The organism is Actinoplanes sp. NPDC048967 (genome assembly GCF_040649415.1).
GTDB lineage: Bacteria > Actinomycetota > Actinomycetes > Mycobacteriales > Micromonosporaceae > Actinoplanes.
Genome location: NZ_JBEZFL010000007.1, coordinates 263,363 through 287,278, shown reverse-complemented (window position 1 = coordinate 287,278; position 23,916 = coordinate 263,363). Strand labels below are relative to the sequence as shown.

Annotated in this window: 21 protein-coding genes; 9 read left to right on the top strand and 12 right to left on the bottom strand. The window is 72.9% G+C overall.

Annotated features, from left to right (window positions below; genetic code table 11):
- Positions 1-78: 78 nt before the first annotated feature.
- Positions 79-879 (top strand): DUF6082 family protein, encoded by an 801-nt coding sequence (locus tag AB0C12_RS29550; RefSeq protein WP_360553105.1) that lies wholly within the window; start codon positions 79-81, stop codon positions 877-879.
- Positions 880-882: 3 nt separating this feature from the next.
- Here the strand turns inward: AB0C12_RS29550 and AB0C12_RS29545 are convergent, their stop codons facing one another.
- Positions 883-1,119, bottom strand: a complete 237-nt coding sequence (locus tag AB0C12_RS29545; protein WP_360553104.1) for a hypothetical protein — start codon at positions 1,117-1,119, stop codon at positions 883-885.
- A gap of 335 nt (positions 1,120-1,454) precedes the next feature.
- Here AB0C12_RS29545 and AB0C12_RS29540 point away from each other — a divergent pair, with 335 nt between their 5' ends.
- Positions 1,455-2,111, top strand: coding sequence for a hypothetical protein (locus AB0C12_RS29540; RefSeq protein ID WP_360553103.1), 657 nt, complete (start codon positions 1,455-1,457; stop codon positions 2,109-2,111).
- A gap of 11 nt (positions 2,112-2,122) precedes the next feature.
- On the opposite strand, the gene AB0C12_RS29535 is transcribed toward AB0C12_RS29540, so the two are convergent.
- On the bottom strand, positions 2,123-2,500 hold the full coding sequence (locus tag AB0C12_RS29535) for a VOC family protein (protein WP_360553102.1): 378 nt from the start codon (positions 2,498-2,500) through the stop codon (positions 2,123-2,125).
- A 70-nt stretch (positions 2,501-2,570) separates the two neighbouring features.
- On the opposite strand from AB0C12_RS29535, the gene nadE reads away from it, so the two are divergent.
- On the top strand, positions 2,571-3,419 hold the full coding sequence (nadE, locus tag AB0C12_RS29530; RefSeq protein ID WP_360553101.1) for an ammonia-dependent NAD(+) synthetase: 849 nt from the start codon (positions 2,571-2,573) through the stop codon (positions 3,417-3,419).
- On the opposite strand, the gene AB0C12_RS29525 is transcribed toward nadE, so the two are convergent.
- On the bottom strand, positions 3,420-5,657 hold the full coding sequence (locus AB0C12_RS29525) for a tetratricopeptide repeat protein (RefSeq protein ID WP_360553100.1): 2,238 nt from the start codon (positions 5,655-5,657) through the stop codon (positions 3,420-3,422).
- A 170-nt stretch (positions 5,658-5,827) separates the two neighbouring features.
- On the opposite strand from AB0C12_RS29525, the gene AB0C12_RS29520 reads away from it, so the two are divergent.
- Positions 5,828-6,163, top strand: coding sequence for a carboxymuconolactone decarboxylase family protein (locus AB0C12_RS29520; protein WP_360553099.1), 336 nt, complete (start codon positions 5,828-5,830; stop codon positions 6,161-6,163).
- Positions 6,164-6,186: 23 nt separating this feature from the next.
- Positions 6,187-6,624: a DUF1801 domain-containing protein gene (locus AB0C12_RS29515; RefSeq protein WP_360553098.1), complete on the top strand. Its 438-nt coding sequence runs from the start codon at positions 6,187-6,189 to the stop codon at positions 6,622-6,624.
- On the opposite strand, the gene AB0C12_RS29510 is transcribed toward AB0C12_RS29515, so the two are convergent.
- Positions 6,617-6,979, bottom strand: coding sequence for a VOC family protein (locus AB0C12_RS29510; protein WP_360553097.1), 363 nt, complete (start codon positions 6,977-6,979; stop codon positions 6,617-6,619). The two genes, AB0C12_RS29515 and AB0C12_RS29510, sit on opposite strands and share 8 nt — an antisense overlap.
- A gap of 7 nt (positions 6,980-6,986) precedes the next feature.
- Positions 6,987-8,174, bottom strand: coding sequence for an erythromycin esterase family protein (locus AB0C12_RS29505; protein WP_360553096.1), 1,188 nt, complete (start codon positions 8,172-8,174; stop codon positions 6,987-6,989).
- A gap of 45 nt (positions 8,175-8,219) precedes the next feature.
- On the opposite strand from AB0C12_RS29505, the gene AB0C12_RS29500 reads away from it, so the two are divergent.
- A complete protein-coding gene (locus AB0C12_RS29500) occupies positions 8,220-8,912 on the top strand; it encodes a TioE family transcriptional regulator (protein WP_360553095.1) in 693 nt (230 codons plus the stop codon).
- A gap of 6 nt (positions 8,913-8,918) precedes the next feature.
- Here the strand turns inward: AB0C12_RS29500 and AB0C12_RS29495 are convergent, their stop codons facing one another.
- From AB0C12_RS29495 to AB0C12_RS29475, 5 genes are read right to left on the bottom strand one after another with little or no spacing between them, the layout of a single operon-like run.
- A complete protein-coding gene (locus AB0C12_RS29495; RefSeq protein WP_360553094.1) occupies positions 8,919-9,569 on the bottom strand; it encodes an ATP-binding cassette domain-containing protein in 651 nt (216 codons plus the stop codon).
- Complete coding sequence (locus AB0C12_RS29490) at positions 9,566-12,595, bottom strand: FtsX-like permease family protein (RefSeq protein ID WP_360553093.1); 3,030 nt, start codon at positions 12,593-12,595, stop codon at positions 9,566-9,568. The genes AB0C12_RS29495 and AB0C12_RS29490 overlap by 4 nt, the downstream gene beginning before the upstream one ends.
- The gene (locus AB0C12_RS29485) at positions 12,592-15,606 is read right to left on the bottom strand and encodes an FtsX-like permease family protein (protein WP_360553092.1); all 3,015 of its coding nucleotides are present in this window, start codon (positions 15,604-15,606) and stop codon (positions 12,592-12,594) included. The genes AB0C12_RS29490 and AB0C12_RS29485 overlap by 4 nt, the downstream gene beginning before the upstream one ends.
- A gap of 43 nt (positions 15,607-15,649) precedes the next feature.
- A complete protein-coding gene (locus AB0C12_RS29480; protein ID WP_360553091.1) occupies positions 15,650-16,657 on the bottom strand; it encodes a magnesium transporter CorA family protein in 1,008 nt (335 codons plus the stop codon).
- A 36-nt stretch (positions 16,658-16,693) separates the two neighbouring features.
- Complete coding sequence (locus tag AB0C12_RS29475; RefSeq protein ID WP_360553090.1) at positions 16,694-17,482, bottom strand: polysaccharide lyase family 7 protein; 789 nt, start codon at positions 17,480-17,482, stop codon at positions 16,694-16,696.
- Between the two features lie 161 nt (positions 17,483-17,643).
- Here AB0C12_RS29475 and AB0C12_RS29470 point away from each other — a divergent pair, with 161 nt between their 5' ends.
- Together AB0C12_RS29470 and AB0C12_RS29465 are read left to right on the top strand one after the other, a co-directional pair.
- Positions 17,644-18,660 carry an LLM class flavin-dependent oxidoreductase gene (locus AB0C12_RS29470; protein WP_360553089.1) on the top strand — a complete coding sequence of 339 codons (1,017 nt, stop codon included), beginning with the start codon at positions 17,644-17,646 and terminating at the stop codon, positions 18,658-18,660.
- Positions 18,657-19,748, top strand: a complete 1,092-nt coding sequence (locus AB0C12_RS29465) for a helix-turn-helix domain-containing protein (RefSeq protein ID WP_360553088.1) — start codon at positions 18,657-18,659, stop codon at positions 19,746-19,748. Before AB0C12_RS29470 ends, AB0C12_RS29465 begins: the two co-directional genes overlap by 4 nt.
- Here AB0C12_RS29465 and AB0C12_RS29460 read toward each other — a convergent pair.
- Together AB0C12_RS29460 and AB0C12_RS29455 are read right to left on the bottom strand one after the other, a co-directional pair.
- On the bottom strand, positions 19,727-21,295 hold the full coding sequence (locus AB0C12_RS29460) for a TROVE domain-containing protein (RefSeq protein WP_360553087.1): 1,569 nt from the start codon (positions 21,293-21,295) through the stop codon (positions 19,727-19,729). The two genes, AB0C12_RS29465 and AB0C12_RS29460, sit on opposite strands and share 22 nt — an antisense overlap.
- Positions 21,296-21,667: 372 nt before the next feature.
- On the bottom strand, positions 21,668-22,231 hold the full coding sequence (locus tag AB0C12_RS29455; RefSeq protein WP_360553086.1) for a CGNR zinc finger domain-containing protein: 564 nt from the start codon (positions 22,229-22,231) through the stop codon (positions 21,668-21,670).
- Between the two features lie 85 nt (positions 22,232-22,316).
- On the opposite strand from AB0C12_RS29455, the gene AB0C12_RS29450 reads away from it, so the two are divergent.
- Positions 22,317-23,306 (top strand): DMT family transporter, encoded by a 990-nt coding sequence (locus tag AB0C12_RS29450; RefSeq protein ID WP_360553085.1) that lies wholly within the window; start codon positions 22,317-22,319, stop codon positions 23,304-23,306.
- Positions 23,307-23,916: the final 610 nt, after the last annotated feature.

Below are 23,916 nucleotides of genomic sequence, written 5' to 3'. Positions count from 1 at the left end.
TTCGTTTCACGTGCCGCATCATGTGAATGGAGAAACAGCGTCAGCCGCCTCGGATGCGAGGCGCCGGAGGACGAGATCATGGCAGAGGTCGATCGCTCAAGCGCCGGCGCCAGGCCACTCCGCGCGACTCGAATCATCAAGTGGTGTCTGGCCGTCACGGTTCTCACCGGCGTGACGCTCCTAGCCGGGGTCGGAGTGGCAGCACTGCTCGGCCAGCAGGGCGATGCGACCTTCTGGAACAAGCTCAGCAATGTCGGGCAGGCATTCGGCGTGCTGAGCTCGCTCATCAGCGGCCTGGCTCTTGCCTACCTGGTCGTCACGAGCCGCGTGCAATTCCGCGAACTGCGGGCCGGCCGCGACGACCTCGAGCGGCAGCATCAGCTGTTGTTGCGCAGTCACGCCGAGTTGCAGCGAACGGCTGAGGCCGGTCGCGGCCAACTCCATCTCGACATACTCAAGCTCGCCATCGACGATCCGCAGCTCGCCGAGGTGTGGCCGCCTTTCCAGCCGGGGCTGACCACGACACAGAACCGCCAGTACCTCTACGCCAACATCATCTATCAGTTCCAGCAGACCTGGATGAGGGTGGGCGGCCACAGCGATGAGGACGTGCTCGGCACGATGCGCTACCTCTTCACCAGCCCCATCATCCGGGACTACTGGCGAGCGTCCGCACGAGCGCGGATGTCCCTGGTACCCGGCACCGACGAGTACCGACTCGCGCAGAAGGTCGACGAGCTGTGGCACGAGTACGAGGCGGTCATAGCCGCACGCCGGGATCCAACCCACGGATCGGTGAAAGATCTGCGCCCGACCGGCGGGAACGGCGACGGCCGGGACCGAGCCGATGACGACCCGCACGCCCCTGAGGCCGCCTGAGCCTCAATTGAGTGGGATGTCCTTGCGGGCCGCGACCAGGGTGGCGCGACTCACCATCACGATGCGTTCGTATCCGGCGACCGCCGCGTCCGAGGGAAGCTCTCCCGCGAGCTCGGTGGTCATGTCCGTCCCGATGACCGCGAAATTGCCGTCACTCAGTTCGAAGATGTCCGGGCAAGTACCGTTGGTGGCACTGCCTCGTTCGCTCGGCGGTACGCCGAGCCGGCGAATGATTTCCACTTGCCTCGCCCTTTCCAGACACAGAATAAGAACTCCCGATTGCCGCGGCGACCAATTCCGGGAGTGACTTGCCGGCAACAGCGTGTGCTCAACGTGCCGTAGCGGAACGTCACGAGAACCAGGGCACGCTAGCACAATAGATCGATCTGGCCGAGATGCACGGCAGCGGCGAAAAGTTTGCTCGAAAGAGGCCTGCCTCTCGTAGTCGATAGCGCCCATCGGCAGCAATGTCCGCAGTAATGCCGCATCCGCATGACGGTCCACGACGTGCATTCCGCGCCACCGCGCGAGCCGTTCGCCACCGCCGCTTGCGCGCCTCGGGTTTGCTGGGACGTATGGACGAGGATCTCGCCCGGCTCGCCGCCGACCTCCGCGAACGTGAGCTGCTCGCCTCCCGCCGGGCCGGCATCACCGCCGCGATCACCCGGCTGACCTCGGACGTCGACGCCCTGCGCCGCCGGCACGCGATCGAGCAGCGGGACGTGGACCGCCTGGAGAACCTCTCGCTGACCCGGCTGCTGGCCGACCTGCGCGGCTCCCGCGAGCAGGCCCTGGACCGGGAAAGGGCCGAGGCAGAAGCCGCGTACTACCGGGTGGCCCAGGCCCAGGACCAGCTCGACACCCTCCGGACCCAGCTCGCCCAGATCGAGGCACGGCTGATGGCCACCTCGACGGCTCCCGGCACGTACGCGGCGCTGCTCGCCGAGAAGGAGCGACAGCTGCGGACGAGCGGCACCGGCCCGGCCGGCCGGCTGAACGAGCTGGCCGAGGAACGCGGCCGGCTGTGCGCCGAGCTCAAGGAGCTGACCGAGGCCGAGTCCGCGGCCCGGGCCGCCGCGCAGGCCCTGACCGAGGCGAACGAGCTGCTCGGGTCGGCCGACAGCTGGTCCACCGCCGACACGTTCCTCGGCGGGGGCGGGCTGACCAGCATCATGAAGCACAACCGGCTGGCGACCCTCGACCGCGAACGGGCCGCCCTGTTGCAGCCCTGATCCGGACGAGGTCAGCCGTTCGCCCGCGGCGCCACGGCCTGCAGCGCCCAGCTGTTGCCGTCGGGGTCCTTGAAGTGGACGAAGTTGCCCCACGGTTGCACGTCGACGTCACTGGCCTCGACGCCCGCGTCCAGCAGCTGCCGGCGGGCGGCGTCGGCGTCGGGCACCACCACCTGGATCTCCTGGGTGCCCGGCACCTTCTCGGTGATGCCGTCGCCGAGCGCGATCGAACACGCCGAGCCGGGCGGGGTGAGCTGCACGAACCGCAGGCCCTCGTGCACCCGGTGGTCGTGGTCGGCGTTGAAGCCGATCCGCTGGTAGAACGCTTTGGCCCGGTCGACGTCGGTCACCGGTACGGGAATGAGCTCGATCTTCCACGTTGATGTCATGAGGACATCCTGCCCACCATTGCGGTCACTTCCTGACCGCAGCGGATCTTCGGTTCAGTACAGTGCGGGCATGGCGAACCTACGGCAGCAGATCCTGGCCGAGCTCGGGGTCAGACCGGTGATCGAGCCCGCCCAGGAGATCCGGCAGCGGGTCGGCTTCCTCAAGGACTATCTGCGCTCGACTCCGGGCGAGGGCTTCGTGCTGGGGATCAGCGGCGGGCAGGACAGCACGCTCGCGGGCCGGTTGTGCCAGTTGGCCACCGAGCAGCTGCGGGCCGAGGGGCGGACGGCCACGTTCGTCGCGGTGCGGCTGCCGCACGGCGTGCAGGCCGACGAGCATGACGCGCTGATCGCCCTGGAGTTCATCCGGCCCGACCGGTCGGTCACGGTGAACGTGCGGCCCGGCGCGGAGGCCGTCGCGGCCGAGGCCGCGCTCGGGCTGAAGGAGCTGCCGGGTGCCGAGCCGCGGCTGCGGGACTTCGTCCGCGGCAACATCAAGGCCCGGGAACGGATGGTGATCCAGTACGCGATCGCCGGGCAGCTGAACCTGCTCGTCGTGGGCACCGACCACGCCGCGGAGGCGGTCACCGGTTTCTTCACCAAGTACGGCGACGGCGGCGTCGACATCACGCCGCTGACCGGCCTGAGCAAACGCCAGGGCGCGGCCCTGCTGCGGGAGCTCGGCGCCCCGGCCAGCGTCTGGGAGAAGGTGCCGACTGCCGACCTCGAGGACGACCGCCCGGCCCGGCCCGACGAGGAGGCGCTGGGCCTGACCTACCACCAGATCGACGACTACCTCGAGGGCGCCGACGTCGCTCCGGACGTGGCCGCGAGGATCGAGGCGATCTACCAGGCGACCCGCCACAAGCGGGCACTGCCCGTGACACCCCTCGACGACTGGTGGCGCCCGGCCGTCTGATCAGCGCAACGTTTCCCGGGCGGTACGGGCCAGCTCCTCGTCGTACGGGCGGCCCAGCTCACCGGCCAGCGCGATGATCCGGTCCAGCGCCGTCACGGCCTCCTCGACACGTCCCAGCGCCCGGCAGGTCTCCGCGTACGCATGAAGGCAGTCGATCTCCACCTGCACCTCGGCGAGCGGTTCGAGCAGCTCGAACGACCGCCGGTGATGGTCGAGCGCCTCCTCGGGCCGGCCCATGACCCGCAGCGCCACACCGAGAGCGTTGTGGCACCACGCCTGGTTGTGCCGGAGGTTGTGCTCCTCCGCGAGCCGCAGCGCGTCGTGCAGCGCCCGTAGTGACTCCGCCGGGTCGTGCCCGGCCGGCGCAATGCCGAGCGTGACCAGTCCGGTGATCCGGCCGGGTCCGTCCGCCAGGGCGACCGAGGCCCGCGCGAGCTCGACGGCTTCGCGGTGCCGCCCGAGCTTCGCGGCCACCCAGCCCTCGACGGCCATTGCCTGCGCCTGCCCGGCGCGGTGCCCGAGCTTCTCGAACAGCTCCCGGGCCCGCCGGAGTTGCGCCTGCGCCGCTTCGAGGTCCCCGGAGTCCCGGCGCGCGAACCCGATGCGCAGCGCCAGGCCGGCCGCGAGGTCGTCGTCCGGCCCGGACTGCTCCGCCAGCTCGTACGCGGCGAGCGCCTCGGTGAGGCGTCCGGCGGCGGCCCGCGCGTAGCCGAGGTCGGCCAGCAGAGCGGCCCGTTGCTGGTGGCGGCCGAGTCTCGCGGCGGCGGCCGCAGCGGCTTCGAGCATGCGTACCTGGTCGTCGGTCCCGCGGTGCCGGAAGAACCAGACCCGCAGGGCCTGTGGTAACTCAGCCACCACCTCGTCCAGGCCGAGCCGTACGGCCGCGTCGAAGGCGGCGACCAGGTTGACGTACTCGGCTTCGAACCAGGCCATCGCCTTGGCCGGGTCGCCCGGTGCCGGTTCGCGGCGGTGCGGCGCGGGCAGGGTCCGGTCGTGGGCGACCGCCTGGGCCAAATAGTGCCGCAGGACCCGGCGCTGGGCGGCCCCGGCCTGCGGCTCCTCCGCTGCCGCGAGGTCGGCCGCGTACTGCCGGATCAAGTCGTGCATCCGATACCGCCCGGGCGCGGGCTCCTGGATCAGGTGGGCGTCGATCAGCTCCTCCAGCACCGCGCCGACCCGGTCAGGTGGCAGGTCGGTGAGCGCGCCGGCCACCGCCGCGTCGAAGTCGGCGCCGGGCAGCAGGCCCAGCAGCCGGAACATCCGCCGCTGGACCGCGTCGAGCTGGTGCAACGACATGCCGAACGCGGAGTCGAAGCGGCCGGCGGTGTCGCGCAGCCGCTCGGCCAGCACCGACACTGTCCATCCGGGACGATGTCGTAGCCGCGCGCCCGCCATCCGCAGCGCCAGCGGGAGCCCGCCGCACTGCTGCAGAACCTGGTTGATCCCGGCCTCCTCCGTGAGCGCGAGCCCGGCCGCCCGGCCGAACAGCTCCGCCGCGTCACCAGCGGCCAGCGGTTCCAGTGACACCGGCGGCACCCCGTCCAGGTCGACCAGCCGGTGGCGGCTGGTGATCAACACCCTCGACCGGCCCGCGCCCGGCAGCAGCGGGCGTACCTGCTCGGCGTCGACCGCGTTGTCGAGCACGACCAGCGCCCGCCGGCGGGACAGCTCCGAGCGCCAGAGCGCCGCGCGTTCGGCGGCGCCCGCCGGCGGATGGCTGACGTCCAGCGCGTTCAGCAGCCGGCCCAGGGCGGCCGGCGGATCCAGCGGCTGCTGACCCGGGGTGAAACCCTGCAGGTCGAGGTAGAGACCGCCGTCCGGGTAGGTGGCGGCGAGCCGATGGGCCACGTGCACGGCCAGGCTGGTCTTGCCGACGCCGGCCATGCCGTCGACCACAACCGCACCCACGGTACGGAGCAGCTCCTCGACCAGGGCACACTCCGTCTCGCGCCCGGTGAAGTCGAACAGGTCGGCCGGCAGATCGTTGCGGCGTGGCACGGGCGCCGCACCCGCCTTCGCCGCCTCCGCCCACACCGCGCGCAGCGGCCGGGGATCGCGGCCCACGACCCGGCACAGCGCCACGACGGTGTCCCACGGCGGCACGAGACGGCCGGTCAGATACCGCGACAGGGACGAGCTGCTCAGCCCCGACCGGGCGGCCAGAGCGCGCAGGCTGAGCCCGCTCAGCTCCTTGATCCGGGCGAGCTGGACCACCAGTTGTTCCTGGGGGCTGGACACCTGAAACACCGTACCGTCCCGCCCCGCGGCCCCGGATCAGCGACGCGTTTCCGCAGCTCACGTCGCACCGGGGTGTCCCACGGTGTCCCACGCGCCGGGCGCTGCCCGGCCTGCCGATGCTCGGATGGCTCCTGTCGGGAACGCCGACGACGGAGACGGAAGGAGACCCGATGCCGACCGAGCGCATGCCGAACCCGGCGGTCCTGCTCCCCGCGGCGATGACGGCCCTGACGGCCGTCGACGCGGCCGTCGCCCGGGCCGGGCTGGACGGCAAGCTGCTGGCGCTGAGCCGGCTGCGGGCCAGCCAGATCAACGGCTGCGGCCCCGGCGTGGCCGAGGGAGTGCACCGGGCCCAGCGGTACGGGGCGAGCACAGCACAACTGCACGCAGTCGCCGCCTGGCGGGCGACCACCTGGTTCAGCGACGAGGAACGCGCCGCCCTGGCGCTGACCGAGGCGGTGACCCGGCTCACCGTGCCGACCCGCCAGCAGGCCGGCCCGCGATGACCGGACACCGAGAGGAAACTGACATGCCGACCACCACGAAGACCACCGGCGTTTTCACCGACGAGGAGCGCGGCGCGATGAAGGAGCGCGCCAAGGAGCTCCGGGCGAGCACCAAGCGGGGGGCCAAGGCCGACACCGAGGGCCCGGTGCTGGAGAAGATCGCCGAGATGGCGGAGTCCGACCGCGCCCTCGCCGAGCGGTTGCACGTGCTGATCAAGGCCGCCGCGCCGGCCCTCACCGCGAAGCTCTGGTACGGGATGCCGGCCTACGCCCGCGACGGCAAGGTGGTCTGCTTCTTCCAGAGCGCGGCGAAGTTCAAGACCCGGTACGCGGTGCTCGGCTTCAGCGACGAGGCCCGGCTCGACGACGGCACACTGTGGCCGACCTACTTCGCCCTGACCGAGCTGACGCCCGACACCGAGGCCCGGGTCGACGCCCTCGTGCGCCAGGCCGTCAGCTGAGAGCGGGTCGCGGCCCCTTGCTCATGTCCAGCAGGCACAGCGTGTTCCCGAACGGGTCCTCCAGCACGGCGCACCAGCCGATGGCCACCTCGAACGGCGGCTCCCGCACGGTGCACCCGGCCTGCCGGCCCGTCAGCACGGCCTGGGCCACGTCGTCCACCAGGTAGTGCACGCCGCGGTCGTCCGGCAGCTCCATCGTGTGCAGGACGACCTCGGCGTCGGTCTCCGGCAGGCCCATCCCGACCGACGTCTCGTCGCGCCACAGCGGCGTCAGGCCCCACACGCGGGTGTAGAACTCCACCGCCGGAGTCAGCTCGGGCACCCGCACCATCACGCAGTCAATCTTCCGCAGCATGGGTCCATCATCCGATGCTGCTGAGGAAGACGATGGCGTCGATCTGGTCGATCGTCGCCGGGTCCAGGGAGAGGTACGTGTGGTCGCGCGGCACCCGCGGCGTCAGTTCGCGGTCCAGGGCCGCGGCGAGACGGCCGGGATCGATGACGGCGCGGGCGTACGGCAGGGTCGACAGCACACCTTCGAGAGTGTCGGGCGGCGGGACGTCGGAGCCGCGGGTGCCGAAGGTCGTGGCGGCGAAGGCGTACTCGCCGTCGAGGCGGGTGGCGGCGATGGCCCCCGCGCTCCACCATCGCAGGGGCAGGCCGGCGAAGTGCAGGAAGCTCTGGTCGCGTTGCAGGTGCCGGAGGCCGGCGAAGGCCAGCGTGGGCCCGCGCCGCCGTTCCCGGCAGACGACGGCCGCCAGGTTGCCGGCCATGATCGTGTCGCGCAGGCCCATCAGCGTGTTGACTCGGGTGGGTGCGGGGTCGGCCATCCCGGCGTGGTAGCGCAACAGTCCGGCCGCCGTACGGCCGTGCAGGTCAGCCCTCCACCAGTCGTCGGCCGACGTGGCGGCTGTCAGGTGAGGAGCGTGGGTGCTGAGCAGCACGCGCAGGTCGTCGACGATCAGGCGCAGCTCCCGGGCCTCGGGGCTGCGGCCGACCGACCGGGCCGGGTCCATGGTGGCGGCCGGGTCGGACCAGCGCCCGTCCGCCCCCAGCAGGCCGTCCAGGTGCTCGCGGCTCCAGGGCAGGTCGAGATGGCCCGCGAGGTAGTCGTAGAGGGCGGTCACGGCGGGACCGGGGCCGGCCGGTCCGGTGACCTCCAGGGGACCGTCGAAGCCGTAGAAGCGCAGCCGCTCGGGCCGGGACCGCTCCTTGTTGTAGGCGCGCATCCAGCGCAGGAGCTCGCGGTTGGCCGGTGAGGCACCGAAGCCGTGGCTGAAACCCCGGCTCAGCGCCGTGTCCAGGGAGCCGGTGCCGTCCGTGACGTACGCGTCGGCGGCCAGGCCGGCCAGGCAGTCGCTCTCGATGGTGATCGAGCGGTAGCCCTCGTGGGTGACCAGGTGGCGGAAGAGCTCGTTGCGCAGCTCCGGGAAGGCTTCGACGCCGTGGGTGGGCTCACCGAGGGCGAGCAGGCGGGTGCCGGGACGCACCAGCGCGGTGAGAGCTTCAGCGGTGAAGGGCCGGGCGGCGTCCCGGATCGAGGTCGTCATGCCCATCAACAGTATCGTTGAACTTTTTGTGTAAACTTCGCCGGAATGCGGCTTCGACCCATCGACCTGGCCCGGGAGCACGGCCTGTCCACCCAGGCGGTGCGCAACTACGAGGAAGCGGGCATCCTCCCGCCGGCCGGGCGCTCACCGTCGGGTTACCGCGTCTACGTCCCACGCCACGCCGCGGCGTTGCGGACCTTCCTCGCTCTGATCCCCGCCCACGGCCACGCGACCGCCACCGCGATCATGCGGGCGGTGAACGAGAGCGCGGTCGAGGAAGCGCTGCGCCTGATCGACGGCAGCCACGCGCAGCTGGCCGAGGACCGCCGCACGCTGGAAGCGGTGGACCTCGCCTTGAGCGGCCTGGCCCCACCGGCCGCACCGGCGCCGGGTGAGACGTTCATCGGTCCGCTCGCGCACCGGCTCGGCATCCGGCCGGCCACGTTACGCAAGTGGCAGCGCGCCGGCCTGATCACGCCCCGCCGCGATCCGCACACCGGCTACCGCGTCTACACCGCCGCCGACGTACGGGACGTGCTGCTGGCCCACCAGCTGCGCCGCGGCGGGCACGGGCTGGCCCGGATCGCCCAGGTGCTGGAGCAGGTACGGACGGCGGGCGGACCCGAGCCCCTGCAAGCGACGATGAGCGAGTGGCGGGCACGGCTGACGGCCCGCGGCAGAGCGATGCTGTCCGGCGCGGCCGCGCTCGACGCGTACCTGAGGACACCCGGCAGCTGAGCCGGCTCAGCGCACCAAGGTCGCCTCGCCGTCGGCCAGGTGCAGTTCGTGGTCGCAGGCGGCGGCCGCCTCCGGGTCGTGGGTGGCGAAGACCACCGCCGCGCCCCGCACCGCCTCAGCGCGCAGCAGCTCGATCACCTTCTGCCGGTTGGCCGCGTCCAGCTCGCTGGTCACCTCGTCGGCCAGCAGCACGTCGCCGCGCAGGGCCAGCCCGCGGGCGATCGCGGCGCGCTGCTGCTGGCCCCCGGACAGCTCGTCGACGAGCTGGTCGGCCTGCCCGGCCAGGCCGACGCGTTCGAGGGACTCCGCCGTGCCGCGCCGCGCGTCGGCCGGGGTGCCACCGGTCGCGATCACGGCGACCGCGATGTTCTCGGCCGCGGTGAGGATCGCGGCCAGCCCGTTCTCCTGTGGGATCAGCACCACGCCGAGCGCGACGCCCTGATCACGGTCCTTGAGCTCACCGCCGTCGACCAGCACCCGGCCGGCGGCCGGCGGCAGCAGGCCGGCCATCGCCGCCAGCAGCGTGGTCTTGCCCGCCCCGGACGGACCGGTCACGGCCAGGATCTCGCCGGGGCGCACCGTCACGGTCACGTCCCGCAGCACCGGCACCCCGTCGCCGTACGCGACCTGCGCCGCGTCCACCGTCAGCGTCCTCATCGGCCCTCTCCCTCGTTCACCCCGGCGGCACGCACCCGGCGCCGCAGGTCCCGGCCGGTCAGCAGGGCCACCCCGGCCAGCACGATCAGCATCGCCAGCCCGGCCGCGGCCAGCACCAGCGGCCGGGGCCAGTCGGCGAACGGCAACGGCGCCGGCTTGATCCCGGCCAACGGCAGGGTCCAGCCGGTCAGTCCCCAGCCGGCCAGGGCGATGCCCAGGCCGGCGAGCACGGCGATGACTGCCAGGATCGGGTACGTCCACAGTGTCGCCTGCCCCGCCGCCCGCCGGTTGAGCCCCTGGGCACGCAACGCGGACAGGTCCTGCACCCGCCGCGCCCGGTCCACGGCCGCGGCCAGGATCAGGGCCCCGGCCCCCAGCAGGGTCGCCAGGCACCCGGCGAGCACGTAGAACCACAGCGCCAGCGCGGGTCCCTGCTCATCGAGCTGGGCGCGCACCACTGACGCCCGGGTGTCGGCGGTGACGACCAGACCCTGCGCGGCCAGCCGGTCGAGGGTGTCGGCCGGCGCGGCCGCGGACAGCCAGACCTCGGGCAGCGTCGTGGTGGTCGCGGCGGTGGCGTAGCGGTCCAGGTATTCCAGGTCGGACACCGTCGCGCGCCGGCCGAGCCGGGGCACGGCGGGCAGGTCGGCGATCCGGGTGACCGGCACCAGCTGCCCGTCCAGGCCGGTGATCGTGTCGTCGGTGCTGCGCCCGGCCCCGGCCACCGGCAGCGGCGAGGGCGTGTCCGCCGGCTGGATCCAGGCGCCGTCGGGCAGCCCGCCCGGCGCGTCGAGATCGACCTGGAGGCCCGCGGGGACAGCGGTGAGCGTCCCGAACCGCGGCATCCGCCAGCGCTTCACGTCGGCGAGCTCGGCGGCCGGCAACGCCGCCCGGACCGGGTTGATGCTGCCCAGTCCGGTCAGGATCAGCCGGCACCGGACCCCGTTCGTCCCGCCGATGACGGTGATCTGGAGGCCGTCGACCCGGCAGCCCGCCCGGCACACCGGCACCCGTTGCCCGTACGTGTAGGGGCCGTCCTGGAGCTGGCCGAACGCGACGTTGGCCGAGCCCAGGCCGGTCACCGAGGTGACGGTGACCGTCAGCCGCAACGGCGGGCTGTCCTCGAGCCCGCTGGCGGTGACGCTGACGTTGAGGTCCCGGCCGGGGATGACGATCGGCTCGGGGGCGGCCGGGCGCAACGCCCGGGCCACCTCGGCGGCGTCGGGCCCGCCGGCCCAGTTGGCCACGGTGGCCAGCCGGGTGCTGTCCACGGCGAGACCGGGCGGCTCGCCGACGCCGCTGCCCGGGGTGCGGGCGACGGCCATCGCGAACGCGCCTTCCGGGTCGACTGCCCGTACGGCGGTGAGGAGCTGCTGCGGGGTGCCGGGTTCCACGGTCAGGACCCGGTCGGCGCCGGTGCCCAGGGTCGCCTGCACGGCCCGGTCGCGGGCGCCCACGTCGGCGGCGCAGGCCGCGTAACCGGCGACGGCCACGGCCGCGACCAGCATCGCGAACAAGCCCCGGGCGCCGGAGCGGCGGGACAGTTGCAGGCCGGCCAGCGCCACACCGAGCCGGCCGCGGCGCAGCGCGCGAACCGCGAAACGGGTGACGACCGGAAGCAGGGCCCGGCCCACCACCAGGGCGAAGGCGAAGACGATCAGGGCCGGCGCGAACAGGCCGGCCCCGGTCGGGTCGCCGGACAGGTTGAGCTGGACCCCGGTGATGATCGCCAGCAGGGCCACCGTCAGGTCCAGGACGGGCGGGCGGCGGCCGGTGACGGGCAGCCGGCGCAGCAACGCCGAGACCGGGCTGAGCAGCTGCCGGCGCTGGGCCAGCAGGGCGGCCAGGACGGCGGCGAGCGCGGCCAGCGGGGCGTACCGCAGCGAGGAGAAGGCCGGGGCGACGCCCACCCCGGGGAACCGCGCGGCCGCGATGGCGTTCACCAGCAGCTGCCCGGCCAGGCAACCGACCAACGCGCCGAGCACGATGGCGACCAGGCTCTCGCCGGTGGCCAGCCACCAGCGTTCCCACCAGCGCGCGCCGCGCAGCGCCACGACGGCCAGCTCGGGGCGGCGGCCCTCGGTGCCGTACCCGACCGCCAGGAAGATGACGAAGCAGGAGAGCAGGACCAGGGGTACGGCGATGACCGGCACGATCACCCGGGCCGCGGCGCGACCGGCCTCGATCCGCGCGAGCAGGTCCGGGATGCCGGTCTCGGTCAGGATCGGCGCCCCGATCTTGATGGTCATGTCCCGCAGCCCGTCCAGCGCGGCCTGGACCCCGGCGAGCTTGTCGACGTCCAGGGCGTCCGGCCCGGCGGCACTGTCGATGGAGAGCTGCGTCTTGCCGTGGTCCATCGTGGACAGCGTGGCGGAGTCGGCGAACACCGGCTCCCCCGCGCGCGGTCCGGGATCCGCGGCGAAATAGCCGTGCGTGCCCCAGTACACCGCCGTGGGGTCGGGCACCCGGTACGTGCCCACCACGGTCACCCGCTTGGGCTGCCCCTTCGGCTCGAAGCGCGGGGTCCGCGGATCCTGGCTGAACTCCGCGTACGTCAGCTCGATGGCGTCACCGGGCGCCAGTGACCGCCGCCGCGCGGTCTGCTCGCCGATGACCACCTCGCCCTCACCGATGAGGCACCGCCCGGCCACGATGCTCAGGTGGCTGCAGACGTCCTGCCGGTAGACGAACCGGGACCGCAGCTTCACGTCCGGCTCGATGCCCAGCGTCGGATACTCGGCCGAGAAGACGTTGCTGAAGCCCGGGAACGCGACCAGAGCCGGGCCCACATTGGTGAAGCTGAGGCTGTCACCCTCCCCGGACCGCGCATCCTCGATCTTGCTGACCTGCAGGCTGCGTTCCCGGGGCAAGGAGGTCTCGACCTGACCGGCGGCGACGGCCCGGTCGGCGGCCTGCACGTACGCCGGCGCGGCGACCGCGGCGGCGACGCTGACCATGGCGAGCAGCGCGAGGGTGAGGGCCTGGCCACGCCGGCTCCACACCATCGCCAGGACCAGGGCCATCATCGGCTGCTCCCGTGCAGGTCACGAACCAGCGGGCGGACGGCGAGCCAGCTGGTCACGCCGAGGGTGAGCAGTGCGAGCAGCCCGGCCGCGAGCAGGGCGCCCGGCGCGAGCGCGCCCGGCGGTGGAATCAACGTCCAGTCGTCGGTGAACGGCCGCACGGTGACCCCCACGGCTGGGCGGGCCACGGCCGCCGCCAGTAGACCGGCCAGCAGACCCGCGACCACCAGGGCGGCGCTGCCGGCGTACCCGATGGTGACGGCCGTGCGCAGCGGCAGACCTTGCAGCCGCAGCGCGGACAGCTGATCGAGCTGCGGGCCGCGTTCGACGGCCGCGGCCACCGCGACGGCCGCCGCGGCGAGCAGCAGGCCGACCATCGCGGCCAGCATGGCGAAGGTCGCGCCGACAGCGGTGCCCTGGTCCTCCAGCCGGCCGGCCTGCTCGGCCACCGTGGCGTCGTCGAGCACGGTCAGGCCGCCGGCCCGCAGCGCCGTGAGCACCGACTGCGGCGCGTCCGAAGCCAGCCAGACCTGGTACGTGCCACCGAGATCCGAGTCGGCCGCGATCCGCCGGGCGGTGTCGAGGTCCACCAGCACCCCGGCCCCGCCGACCACCGGGAGCACCGGCGCGGTGCCGGCCACCCGGACCCGGACGGGCGAACCGCCGAACGCGTAGACGACCGCGTCGCTGAACTGCCAGGCCGGTGGCTGCGGCCCGGCCATCACGACCGGCAGCGGCAATGCGGCGTCCACGGCGAACACCCGGTTGCCGGGTGGCGAGTTGCTGCCGGTCTCGTTGCGGTCCATCCGCAGGGTGAGCGTGCCCGCCGTGGCGAAGACGTCCATCGCCGCGGCCGAGAAGTCGGGGCGCCACCGCCGCGGGTCACCCAGCGCGGCCTTGTCCAGGACCTCGGCGGACGGCTCCTGCTGGGAGAGGCCGCGGATGGTCACCGCGGCACTGCTGGACGGCAGGCCGAGCCGGCCGTCACTACCGGCCGGCGACGACAGCTGCCAGCGGACCAGCCGGCATCCCGGCGCCGCGGTGCAGCCGCTGACCCGGGCGCGGGCCCGGTGCTCACCCGGGGCGACCGGTCCGAAGTCGACGGTACGGCTCACGCCGGTCGCCTCGTGCTGCAGAACGGCGGTGACCACGACCGGCTGGCTGTCGGCGTTGCGTACCCGCAGGGTCAGCCGGCTGCCGGTGACCATCACGGCGGGCGGCAACGGGGTGGCGCGGGTCGCCGCACTCAGGGCGTCCGGCGGGCCGTACTCTCCGCGCCACGCGGCGATCGCGGCGAGCCGGGAGCTGTCGACGGCCACGACCGGCGGGATGCTGTCGCGGTTGATCACCACGGCCATCGCCTGGGTGCCACCCGGGTCGGCGGCCCGGACCGCGTGCTGCAGGGCGGTGCGGTTGGTGGCCTGCACGGTGAGCACCCGGGGGGCGCCCAGCTCGACCGCACTGCGCTGGGTGCGCGCCTCGCGGCCGGCCGACCAGCTGCCCGCCGTACCGGTGAAGACCGCGACCGCCACCGCGATCAGGGCGAAGACCCGGTGGGCGCCGGGCCGGCGGGCGGTCTGCGCGGCCACCAGGCCGAGCCGCAGCCGGCCGGCGCGCAGGGCGGCACTGCCGCCGCGATCGGCGATCCGGCCGAACAACCGGGCCAGCAGCAGCGCCACCGCGAGGGCGACCAGCGCGGGCGCGACCAGCGCCAGGCCGCCGGTGCTGCGCCCGGCCCGGACCTGGTACGCGGCACCGACCGCCACAGCGATGAGCACGAGGTCGATGACGTCGGCCCGCCAGTCCCGGCGGCCGGCGGAGACCCGGCTCAGCAGTTGTCCGACCGGCAGCCGCAGCACGGCCGCCTCCACCGCGAACAGCACGAGCAGGCCGCCCGCGACGACCAGGCCCACCGCCGCGGCGGAGAGGCCGAACGCCCCCAGCCGGTCGGTGGGGCCGAGCACCGGGCCGGCCAGCAGCCGGGCGGCGAGGAAGCCCAGCGGCGCCCCGATCAGCGCACCCGCCAGCAGCGGCACCACGTGCTGGCCCAGGGCCAGCCACAGCATGCCGCGCCGGGTGCTGCCGCGCAGCTTCAGCAGGGCGGCGTCACCGCGCCGCTCGCGGCCGGTGTAGCGGCCGGCCAGCCCGATCGCGAACAGGCCGAGCACCAGCACCTGGCAGAGCGCGACGGCGACGGCCTCGCGGATCGTGCGCCGGTCCCCGGCGATCGTGCGCAGCAGCTCCGCGGTCGGGTTGACCAGGCGCAGCCCGGCCGCGTCGAAGTCCGCCTCCGCCCCGCGGACGACAGCGGCCAGGTTGTAGCCGTCGTCCCCGCGGATCAGCGCCTGCGGCACACCCACGTCGTAGGTCAGGGTGGGATCGGCGAGCCCGTCCGCGGTGAAGGTCCCGACCGGGGTGAACGCCGGCTCCAGACCGCCGTTGGCCCGGAACAGCTTGTTGCTCCAGTACTCGCCGGCCGGATCAGTCACCACGTAGCGCGAGACGATCCGCAGCTCGATCGGCACCGTGTCCTGCGAGGCGCGCAGCACCAGCTTGCCGCCGGGCGCCAGGCCGAGCTGCTCGGCGGTGTCCTGACTGATGGCCACCTCACCCGGGGCCGCCGGGCACGGCCCGGTGAGGAAGACGTGGGTGCAGAACTCCTCGCGGTAGCTGATCGACATCGTCGGGCTGGCGTCACCGCGGTCGGCGGTCAGCGCCACCGTCATGCCGAGCACCGGCCGCAGGTCGGCGATCGGCAGCAGCCGGTCGACGGTGGCCCGGAAGGTGTCGAGCGCGGGCTGCGGCGCGCCGTCGGTCTCGGCGTTCTGCCGCACGGAGAGCATGCGCTGGCCCGCCGGAGCCGCGGCGACGTCACCGTCGGCGGCGCGGGAGGAAGCGGCGATCGCGTACCAGGGGCCGGCGGCCGCCACGGCGGCGATCAGGGCGGTGAGGATCAGGACGGTCAGGACCTGCGCGGTACGGGCGCGGACAGCTCCGAGCACCAGCGCGACCATCGAGCCCTCCCCCGTTGAAGATCCACGGGCAGGGTACGCGATGTCACAACCACCCGCGCCGCTTCAGATACAGATACAGTCCCGCCGCCGACCCGACGATCATTCCCAGGCTCAGCAGGAAGCCCCAGAACTTCTCGTAACCCCAGTACGGCACGTTCTGTCCGAAGAAGCCGGTCAGGGCCGTCGGCACGGCGATGATCGCGGCCCAGGCGGCGAGTTTGCGGGTCACGTCGTTGAGCGCGTTGCTCTGCTCGTTGAGGTCCGCCTCGAGCAGTCCGTTGATCCGGTCCCGGGCGCTGTCGATGGTCTCGATGGCCCGCCGCGCGTGGTCGTCGACGTCGCGGTAGTACGGCTCCAGGTGCTCGACGACCATCCCGGTGTCGGCCCGCATGACGTCGGCGATGAGCCCGGCCATCGGCGCGACCGGCCGGCGCAACGCCGCCAGCGTCTTGCGCAGCGCGAAGCCGTACATCCGCACGCTGCGCGGTGCGCCGCCCTCCTCCAGCATGTCGTCCTCGGTCTTGTCCATCGCCTCGTCGAGGAGGCGGGCGGCCGCGAAGTGGCCGTCCACGATGACGTCGAGCAGGCCGTAGACGAGAAAGCCGACACCGCCCTCCGGCGCCAGCCCCGCGTCGGCGTCCCAGCGGCGGATCAGCGGCGTGAGGTCGCTCTGCGACTTGCGGACGGTGATCAGCGCCCGCTCGGTGATGAAGGAACTGATCTCGGTCTTGTGCATCGCCGGACCGGGAGCCGCGGTGTCGACGTGCACGGCGTAGACGTTCATGAACAGGTGACCCGGATAGCGGTCGACCTTGGGCCGCTGGTGGTCGTGCACGGCGTCCTCGACGGCCAGCGGGTGCAGCCGGAACTCGGCCGCGACGGCCAGCAGGTCGTTCTCGTCCGGGTCGAACAGGTCCAGCCACAGCACCGCCTTGGGGTGCGCCTGCAGCTGGTCGGCGATCTCGTGCGGGTCGAAACCCTCGGCCACCACCTCCCCGGCCTCGTACAGCCGGGTGTAGGTGGGGCAGCTCGGCGCTGGTGTGTCCGTCACAACCGATCACTATGCCCCGAGCTGCCCCGGGCACAATCAGCCGTGCGTCACAGTCAGCGTGTAGAACTTCACCTTGGCCCCGTTCGAGGTGCTGTCGGACGAGGACTGGTTGTACGAGCCGGCCTTGAAATACATCCCGTACGGGTTGAACGACGACGGGATGGCGTAGCTCGTGGTGGTGCCGTTGATGGTCAGGTTGACCCGGTTACCGCCGGACACCGCGATGGTGTAGTCCCACCGGGTGCCGAGCGGGACGTTGCCGACCTTGCGTACGTCCTGACCGCCGGCCGGCGAGATCTCCGTACCGAAGTAGATGTCGCCGTTGGGCCGGTAGTACAGCTCGACCAGGGGCTTGGTCGACGGGCCGCCCGAGCCGAGGTGGATCTGGCCGACGCACACGTTCTTGGTCACGTGCGGGATGCGCAGGTTGGCGGTGAGCTTGTGCGAGCCGGCCAGCCGCCAGTCGGCCGCGCTGCCGTTGGCGTTCATCTCGCGCAGCTCGGAGCGGGCGTACTTGGAGTTGGGGGTGGTCACGCCCTTCTCCGGGGCCCAGAACGTCATCGACCCGTCGGTCTTGTCGGTGAAGAAGTACGCCGGGTTGGTGTAGCCGTTGGCCCCCTTGAGCTGCGACGGGGGGATGGTGGTGGGTGAGCCCGGCGAACCGGAGGGCAGCTGCAGGCTCCAGACACCGAGGTTGAAGTTGCCGCCGGGGGCGACCGCCGGGTTGAGCGCGGCAGCGTCGGCGCCGGTGATACCGAGGACACCGAACGTGCCCGCCACGGCGGCGGAGGTCAGGACGGCGAGGAGCGTGGAACGGCGCTTCATGCGGGGGACCTTCCTTGCGGAACGGAGGCGCCGGTGGGGACGACCTTAATAGGTAAGACGCTGAACAATAAACATTGTCATCGATGTAAAGTCAATGGGCGCTTGGCGAATGCGGCCGTACGCAGCAAGATCAGGTGAGTCGCCTGCCGAGGAGAAGCGCCGTGCCCGTTCCGTCGGCCCCGCTGCGCAAGCTGGGCTTCCTGACCATCGGCCTGTTCGACGGCGACGATCCGCGCGCCGGCCACGAGTCGACCCTGGAGATCATCGAGCTGGGCGAGCGGCTGGGCTTCGACAGCGCCTGGGTCCGCCACCGGCACCTGCAGTACGGCATCTCCTCCCCGGTCGCCGTGCTGGCCGCCGCCACCCAGCGCACCACCCGGATCGAGCTCGGCACCGCGGTCATCCCGCTGGGCTGGGAGAACCCGCTGCGGCTGGCCGAGGACCTGGCCACGGTCGACATCCTGTCCGGCGGCCGGCTCAACCCGGGCCTCAGCGTCGGGCCGCCGATGCACTACGAGCAGGTCAAAGGTGCGCTCTACCCGGACACCGCGGACGCCGAGGACTTCAGCTACGAGCGCGTACGCCGGCTGCTCGGCTTCATCCGGGGCGAACCGGCCACCGACTTCAGCGGCGTCGAGGGCTTCGAGGTGTTCTCCGACCGGGTCCAGCCGCACGCCGCGGGCCTGGCCCGGCGCCTCTGGTACGGCGGTGCGAGCCTGCGCTCGGCCCGCTGGGCCGGCGAGAACGGCATGAACTTTCTGACCAGCAGCGTGGTGAAGGCGGAGGAGTCGACAGACTTCGCCGAGATCCAGCTGTCGCACATCCGCGAGTTCCGCGCCCACCACCCCGACGGCGACCGCGCCCGGGTCTCGCAGGGCCTGGTGGTCATCCCGACCGACAACGCGACCGCCGACCAGCGGGCCCGATACCAGGAGTACGCCCGCAAGCGCACCCCGCGCACCGCCACGCCGCAGGGACCGGCCCGGATGATGTTCGCTCCGGACCTGGTCGGCCCGGCCGCCGAGATCGCCGAACGGCTCTACGCGCACCCGGCGTTCCGGGAGATCGACGAGGTGGCGTTCGCCCTGCCGTTCACCTTCGGTCACGATGACTACGTGCAGATCCTCACCGACATCGCGGGTGCCCTCGGGCCGGCCCTGGGCTGGCACCGGGCATGACGTCACCGGACCACGACCGGGCGCTGGCCGCCGCCCGCGCCGAATACACCGAGCGCGGCTACCACGATGCCGACTTCGACCTGATCGCCGAGCGGGCCGGGCTGACCCGCGCCGCGCTCCGGTCGCACTTCCCTGGGCAGGCCCTGTATCTCGCGGTCCTGGCCGGCATCGCCGAGCAGGCGCCGGAGCCGCCGTACCCGCCGACCGCCCGCACCGCGAAGGCGGCCCTGGGCGACTTCGCCCGGGCCCGGCTGACCCGGCTCCCGCTGGCCACCGAGAAGCAACGGCTCGGCCTGCTCCCGGAGGTCCTCGCCGGCGAGACCCGCCAGGCCTACGCCCAGTTGAACAACCTGGCCGCGATCGTGCTGGGGCTCGCGCTGGAGAATCTGCCGCCGGGCGCGCCGCGGATGGTCCGGGTCGCCGAGGCCGCCCTGACGGCCCTGCACGGCGCCGGCCGGCTCGCCGCGGTGGCACCGGGCTTCGGCGAGCCCTTCGCGATGGTCACGGTCTGCGAGATGCTCGCCGGCCTGGAACTGGACGACGACTGGGGCCCGCCGCACCTGCCCTACGTGCCCGCGGCCGAGACGGTCGACGAGCCGTGGTCACCCCCGGCGCTGCCGGACGCCCTGCGCGCCGAGCCGGCCCGGCTGGACCGCGACGGCGTGATCGCGGTGCTGGGAATGCACCGCCTCGGCGCGATCGAGGAAGCGGTCCGGGCCGCACCGGCCGGGGCGCAGGTGACCGTCGCGCTGGTCACCGGCACCCCTGAGGTGTCCCCGCTCGCGCGCCTGGTCGTCGCCGAGCTGCGGGCGGACCTGCGTGCCGCGTTCCCGGCTTCGGCCCGGCCGAGCCTGCAGATCGTGCACGACGACACCGGTGCTCTCGCGGCCGCCGCGGGACTGCCGGCCCGCGACGACGCTCGCACCGCCGCCACGGCACTGCCGTCCGGCAGCGACGGCGCTCTCGCCCCTGTCGCGGGACAGCCGGCCCGTAGCGACGAGACCGAGTTCGCGGTCCGGGTCGCTGCGGGCCGGATCGTGGCCCGCGCCGACGGCTACGGCGCCTGCTACGCCGCCGCCACCGGCTGATCCAGCTGCCCACCGTCGTCATTCCGGTGGGCGAAGGGCCACTGCGCGCGGACGCCGGCCTCGATCAGCGGGATCATCGAGAACGCGGCGTCGGACAGGCCACCGAAGGTGAACCTGTTCCCGGCCACCGGGGTGTGCCCGGCCCGGTAGCCGGCCAGGTTCCACGTGTACACCGGCACCCGCGCCGGCACCGCGGCCGCGACATCACGAGCGCCGTGCCAGTGCGCCTGCTCGTCGGTCAGGATCACCACCCGGTCATGCTCGGCGTAGTGCTGCCGGACCGCCCGCTCGGTGTCCGTGCCCCGGCCGAGGAAGTAGCCGTCCGCCTTGAACCGGCGCACCGCGGCCAGCACCGACTCGCCGGCCACCCGCGGGAACACCCTGGTGTCGTCGGAGAACGACACCACAGTCGCGTCCCCGGCCCGCGCGCTCAACGCGAGACCGAAGACCGTGGCGGCGTCCCAGCAGCGCAGCGTGCCGTCCCGGCTGAAGCCGCTGGTCATCGACCCCGAGGTGTCGATCAGGATCAGGGTCCGTGCGCCCAGGGCCGGCACGTTCGCCAGCGCCTGCTGCAGGCCCTGCTCCAACGGGTACGCCCACCGCAGGCTCGGCGCCGCGTTGAACGCCGACAGGAACCGCATCGGCAGCGCCCGGGACCGCGCGACCTCAGCAGGGTCGGCGAGCCGGGCAGCCACCGTGGCGGCCACGGCGTCGCTCACGCCGGCCTGGTCGAAGTTGCGCAGGTTCCGCAGCAATGCCAGGTAACCCATGCTCGGAATGATCGACTCCCAGGCCGCCGCGTCCATGGCCGTCTGCCGCCACCCGGCCAGCGCCTCCCACGTCATCCCGGCCGCGTGCAGCACCACGGGGTCGGTGACCCCACGGCGCTGCTCCACCGGCAGGGCCATCAGCCCGGCCCGGGCGGTGAGCAGGGTCAGCGCGGACGGTACGGGATTGTCCCGCTTGTGCCGCCGGTCCAGGGCATGCCGGAACAGCTCACCCTGCCGCTCGTCCTTCGCCGTCGGGTGGGTGAGCTCGATGACGTCGCCGAAGCGCACCGGACGGCCGTCGGTGTCGTACTTGAGCAGGCTGCGCTCGTGGTAGAGCCGTACCACCGCGTCGGCGATGCCCCGCTTGACCGGCTTGGGCAGCGACCGGCCGTACCGGCCCAGCCAGTACGCGAGCGCCTCGCCCGGCTCGTCCGGCCGCTGCAGGGCGCTGTCCACGATGGACCGCGAGCCGGGGATGCCGGCGGCGGCCTGCGCGCGGGCGCCTTCCAGGGCGGCGACGACCGCGGCGGACCGCACCATCGCCGCGGACCGCAGCCACCGCACGAACCCGGCGAACCACTGCGGATCGGCCACGGCCACCTCGGCCACGAGGGAACGGAATCGCAGGTCGCGCTCGTCGGCGCCCTCGTAGAAGGTGTCCTCACCGACCATGAGCGAGACACCGAGCAGGAACAGCTCGGCGCGCGGCTCCCGCGGGAAACCGGGTGCGCCCTGCGCCGTCTGCACCGGCTTCGCCGGTCGGTTGAACTTGGCCATCACGTCCCCCTGACGTCGGGCCGGAGAAGCGACCAGCCGGCCCGCCCGAGTTCGAGGTCGGCGACGGACTTTTCCGCCGCTCCCGTCGAGCTGACGGCCCGAGGGCCACGAGGATTCGAACCCCGCACGGAGCCTGAAGTAGCCGTTGCCTGCGCACCGGGCGGGCCCGCTGGTCGCGCCCCCCGAGATCAGATCGGCGACGGAGACTGGCCCTTGCGGGCCTAGGTGACCTGGGCCGCTGGTCGAACCGTCCGAGGACGGTAGCGGGATTCGAACCCGCGTCTCCCCGTTATGAGCGGAAGTAGCCGTCGCCTGCGCACCGGGAGGTGCGCACTGAAAGTAGGCGCTGCCCGCGATCACCGGCAACCGAATTCATGACGACCGGCCCGTCCCCGAGCGCCGCTCCCGGAAGGCGATCATGTTCATCCGGTTGCCGCAGCGCACGCTGCAGAACCGCTTGAGACCGTTGCGGGAGAGATCGAGCAGCAGGCCGGTGCAGTCGTCGGCCGCGCAGACCCGCAACCGGCGCATCTCGTTCATCCGGATCACGTCGATGAGGGCCAGGGCGGCCTCGGCCCGGATGCGTTCCGCGAGCGGCGCGTCGGGCGAGGTCGCGTGCAGATGCCAGTCCAGCGCATCGTGCCGGGTGAGAAACGGCAGGGCGTTCGCGTCGCGCAGCATCCCGTTGACGGACTCGACGGCGTCGTCGCGTTCGAGGGTCCACGCCCGCCGGAGCTGGTCGCGGGCCTGCCGCACCTCACGCAGCTCCGCCTCGTCATGGTCGAGGCGCCCGGTGTAGGCGAAGCGGGTCAGCAGCTCGGCGAGCTGATCAACGGTCACGAGCTCGTCGTCACCACTGCGCGACGCCCCGGCCGCGGTGTTGCCGAGGGCCACGACGAAGGCCAGCGACTCCTCCGTGTCAGGGGCAAAAAGCAATTTGACTCCTCACTCACACCGGCCTAGCGTCAGGACCGTAAGCCAATTTAGCCCATGACGAACAGACCGAGCCCGGGGAGCTGTCATGAAAACGCCGTCGATGTCCACGGGCCTCATCGCCGCCCTGATCTCCTGCGTCTCATTCAGCACGTCCGGCGCCTTCATCAAGCCCATGCTGGAGGCGGGCTGGTCACCGGTCGCGGCCGTCACCGCCCGGGCGCTCACCGCGGGCCTGGTCCTGCTGCCGTTCGTGCTCTTCTCGCTGCGCGGCCGATGGGCGGCACTGTGGCGGGCACGCCGGCGGGTGCTGGGCATGGGCCTGGTCGGCGTGGCCTTCACCCAGGCCGCCTACTTCGCCGCCATCCAGCGCATCCCGGTGGCAACGGCCCTGCTGATCGAATACCTGGCGCCGCTGCTGCTGGTCGCGTTCGCCTGGGCGACCACCCGGCGCATGCCCCGGGCCACGGTCCTGCTGGGCTCGGTGCTCGCGGTCGGCGGCCTGGTCCTGGTGATCGGCCCCGGCGCCCTGCAAGCGGTCGACCCGATCGGCCTGGCCATCGCCTTCAGCGCGGCGATCGGCTGCGCGGCGTACTTCGTCATCGCCGCCCGCCCGGCCGACGGCCTGCCCCCGGTCGCCCTGGCCGGCTCAGGCCTGCTGCTGGCCGGCGTCGTCCTGGCGCTGATCAGCACAACCGGCCTGCTGCCGTTCACGGCAACCTACGGCGACCTGTCACTGTTCGACACCACCGTGCCGTGGTGGGCGCCGCTGCTGGTGGTCGCGGTCATCGGCACGGCCGTGGCGTACGCGTCGGGAATCGCCGCCTCGGCCATCCTCGGCTCCCGGCTGGCGTCGTTCATCGGGCTGCTCGAGGTGGTGTCGGCGTCCATGTTCGCGTGGCTGCTGCTGGGCGAAAAGCTGACACCGCTGCAGTTCGTGGGCGGGGCGCTGATCCTGGGCGGCATCGCGGCGGTCCGGATGGAAAGCTCGACGTCGTCGGAGGTTGCCGACCTGCCCGACGCCGCGGGCCTGCCGGACGTTGCCGGAGCACCGGCCGCTGCTGAGGCACGCGCGTAGGTCGGCGGTCGCTGCGCTTCAGCTGGTGCATCGCCAGGTCTGCGCGGCGCGCCGGGCTGCTGGACGCCACCGCTGCCAGACGCGCGGGCGATGTTGCCGGTCGCCGCTTGCGGTGGGCCAGACGCTGCAGGCTCATCGAATGACGCGCAGCCCGTCGGCTCCTAGGTTTCACGGCCGGCGGGTGGGGCGGGAGGCGCTGGCTGCAGCCGAGGCGCAACGCTGCGCCGCGGGTGGCCGCAGGCCCAAGCATGATGCCGCTCTGCGGCTGGGCCCGGAGGTCCAGGCGCGAGGCCGCTCCGCGGCTGACCCGAGGCCCGGGTGCCATACCGCTCGGCGGGCGGCCGTAGGACCGGGTGCGATGCCGCTTTGCCGCTGGGACGCAGGTTCAGGCGAGGCGCCGCTCTGCGGCTGGCCGCAGGAATGGGTGCAATGCCGCTCTGCGGCTGGGCCAGGAGGTCCAAGCACGAGGCCGCTCCGCGGCTGACCCCAGACCCAGGTGCCATACCGCTCGGCGGCGGCCGTAGGACCGGGTGCGATGCCGCTTTGCCGCTGGGACGCAGGTTCAGGCGAGGCGCCGCTCTGCGGCTGGCCGCAGGAATGGGTGCAATGC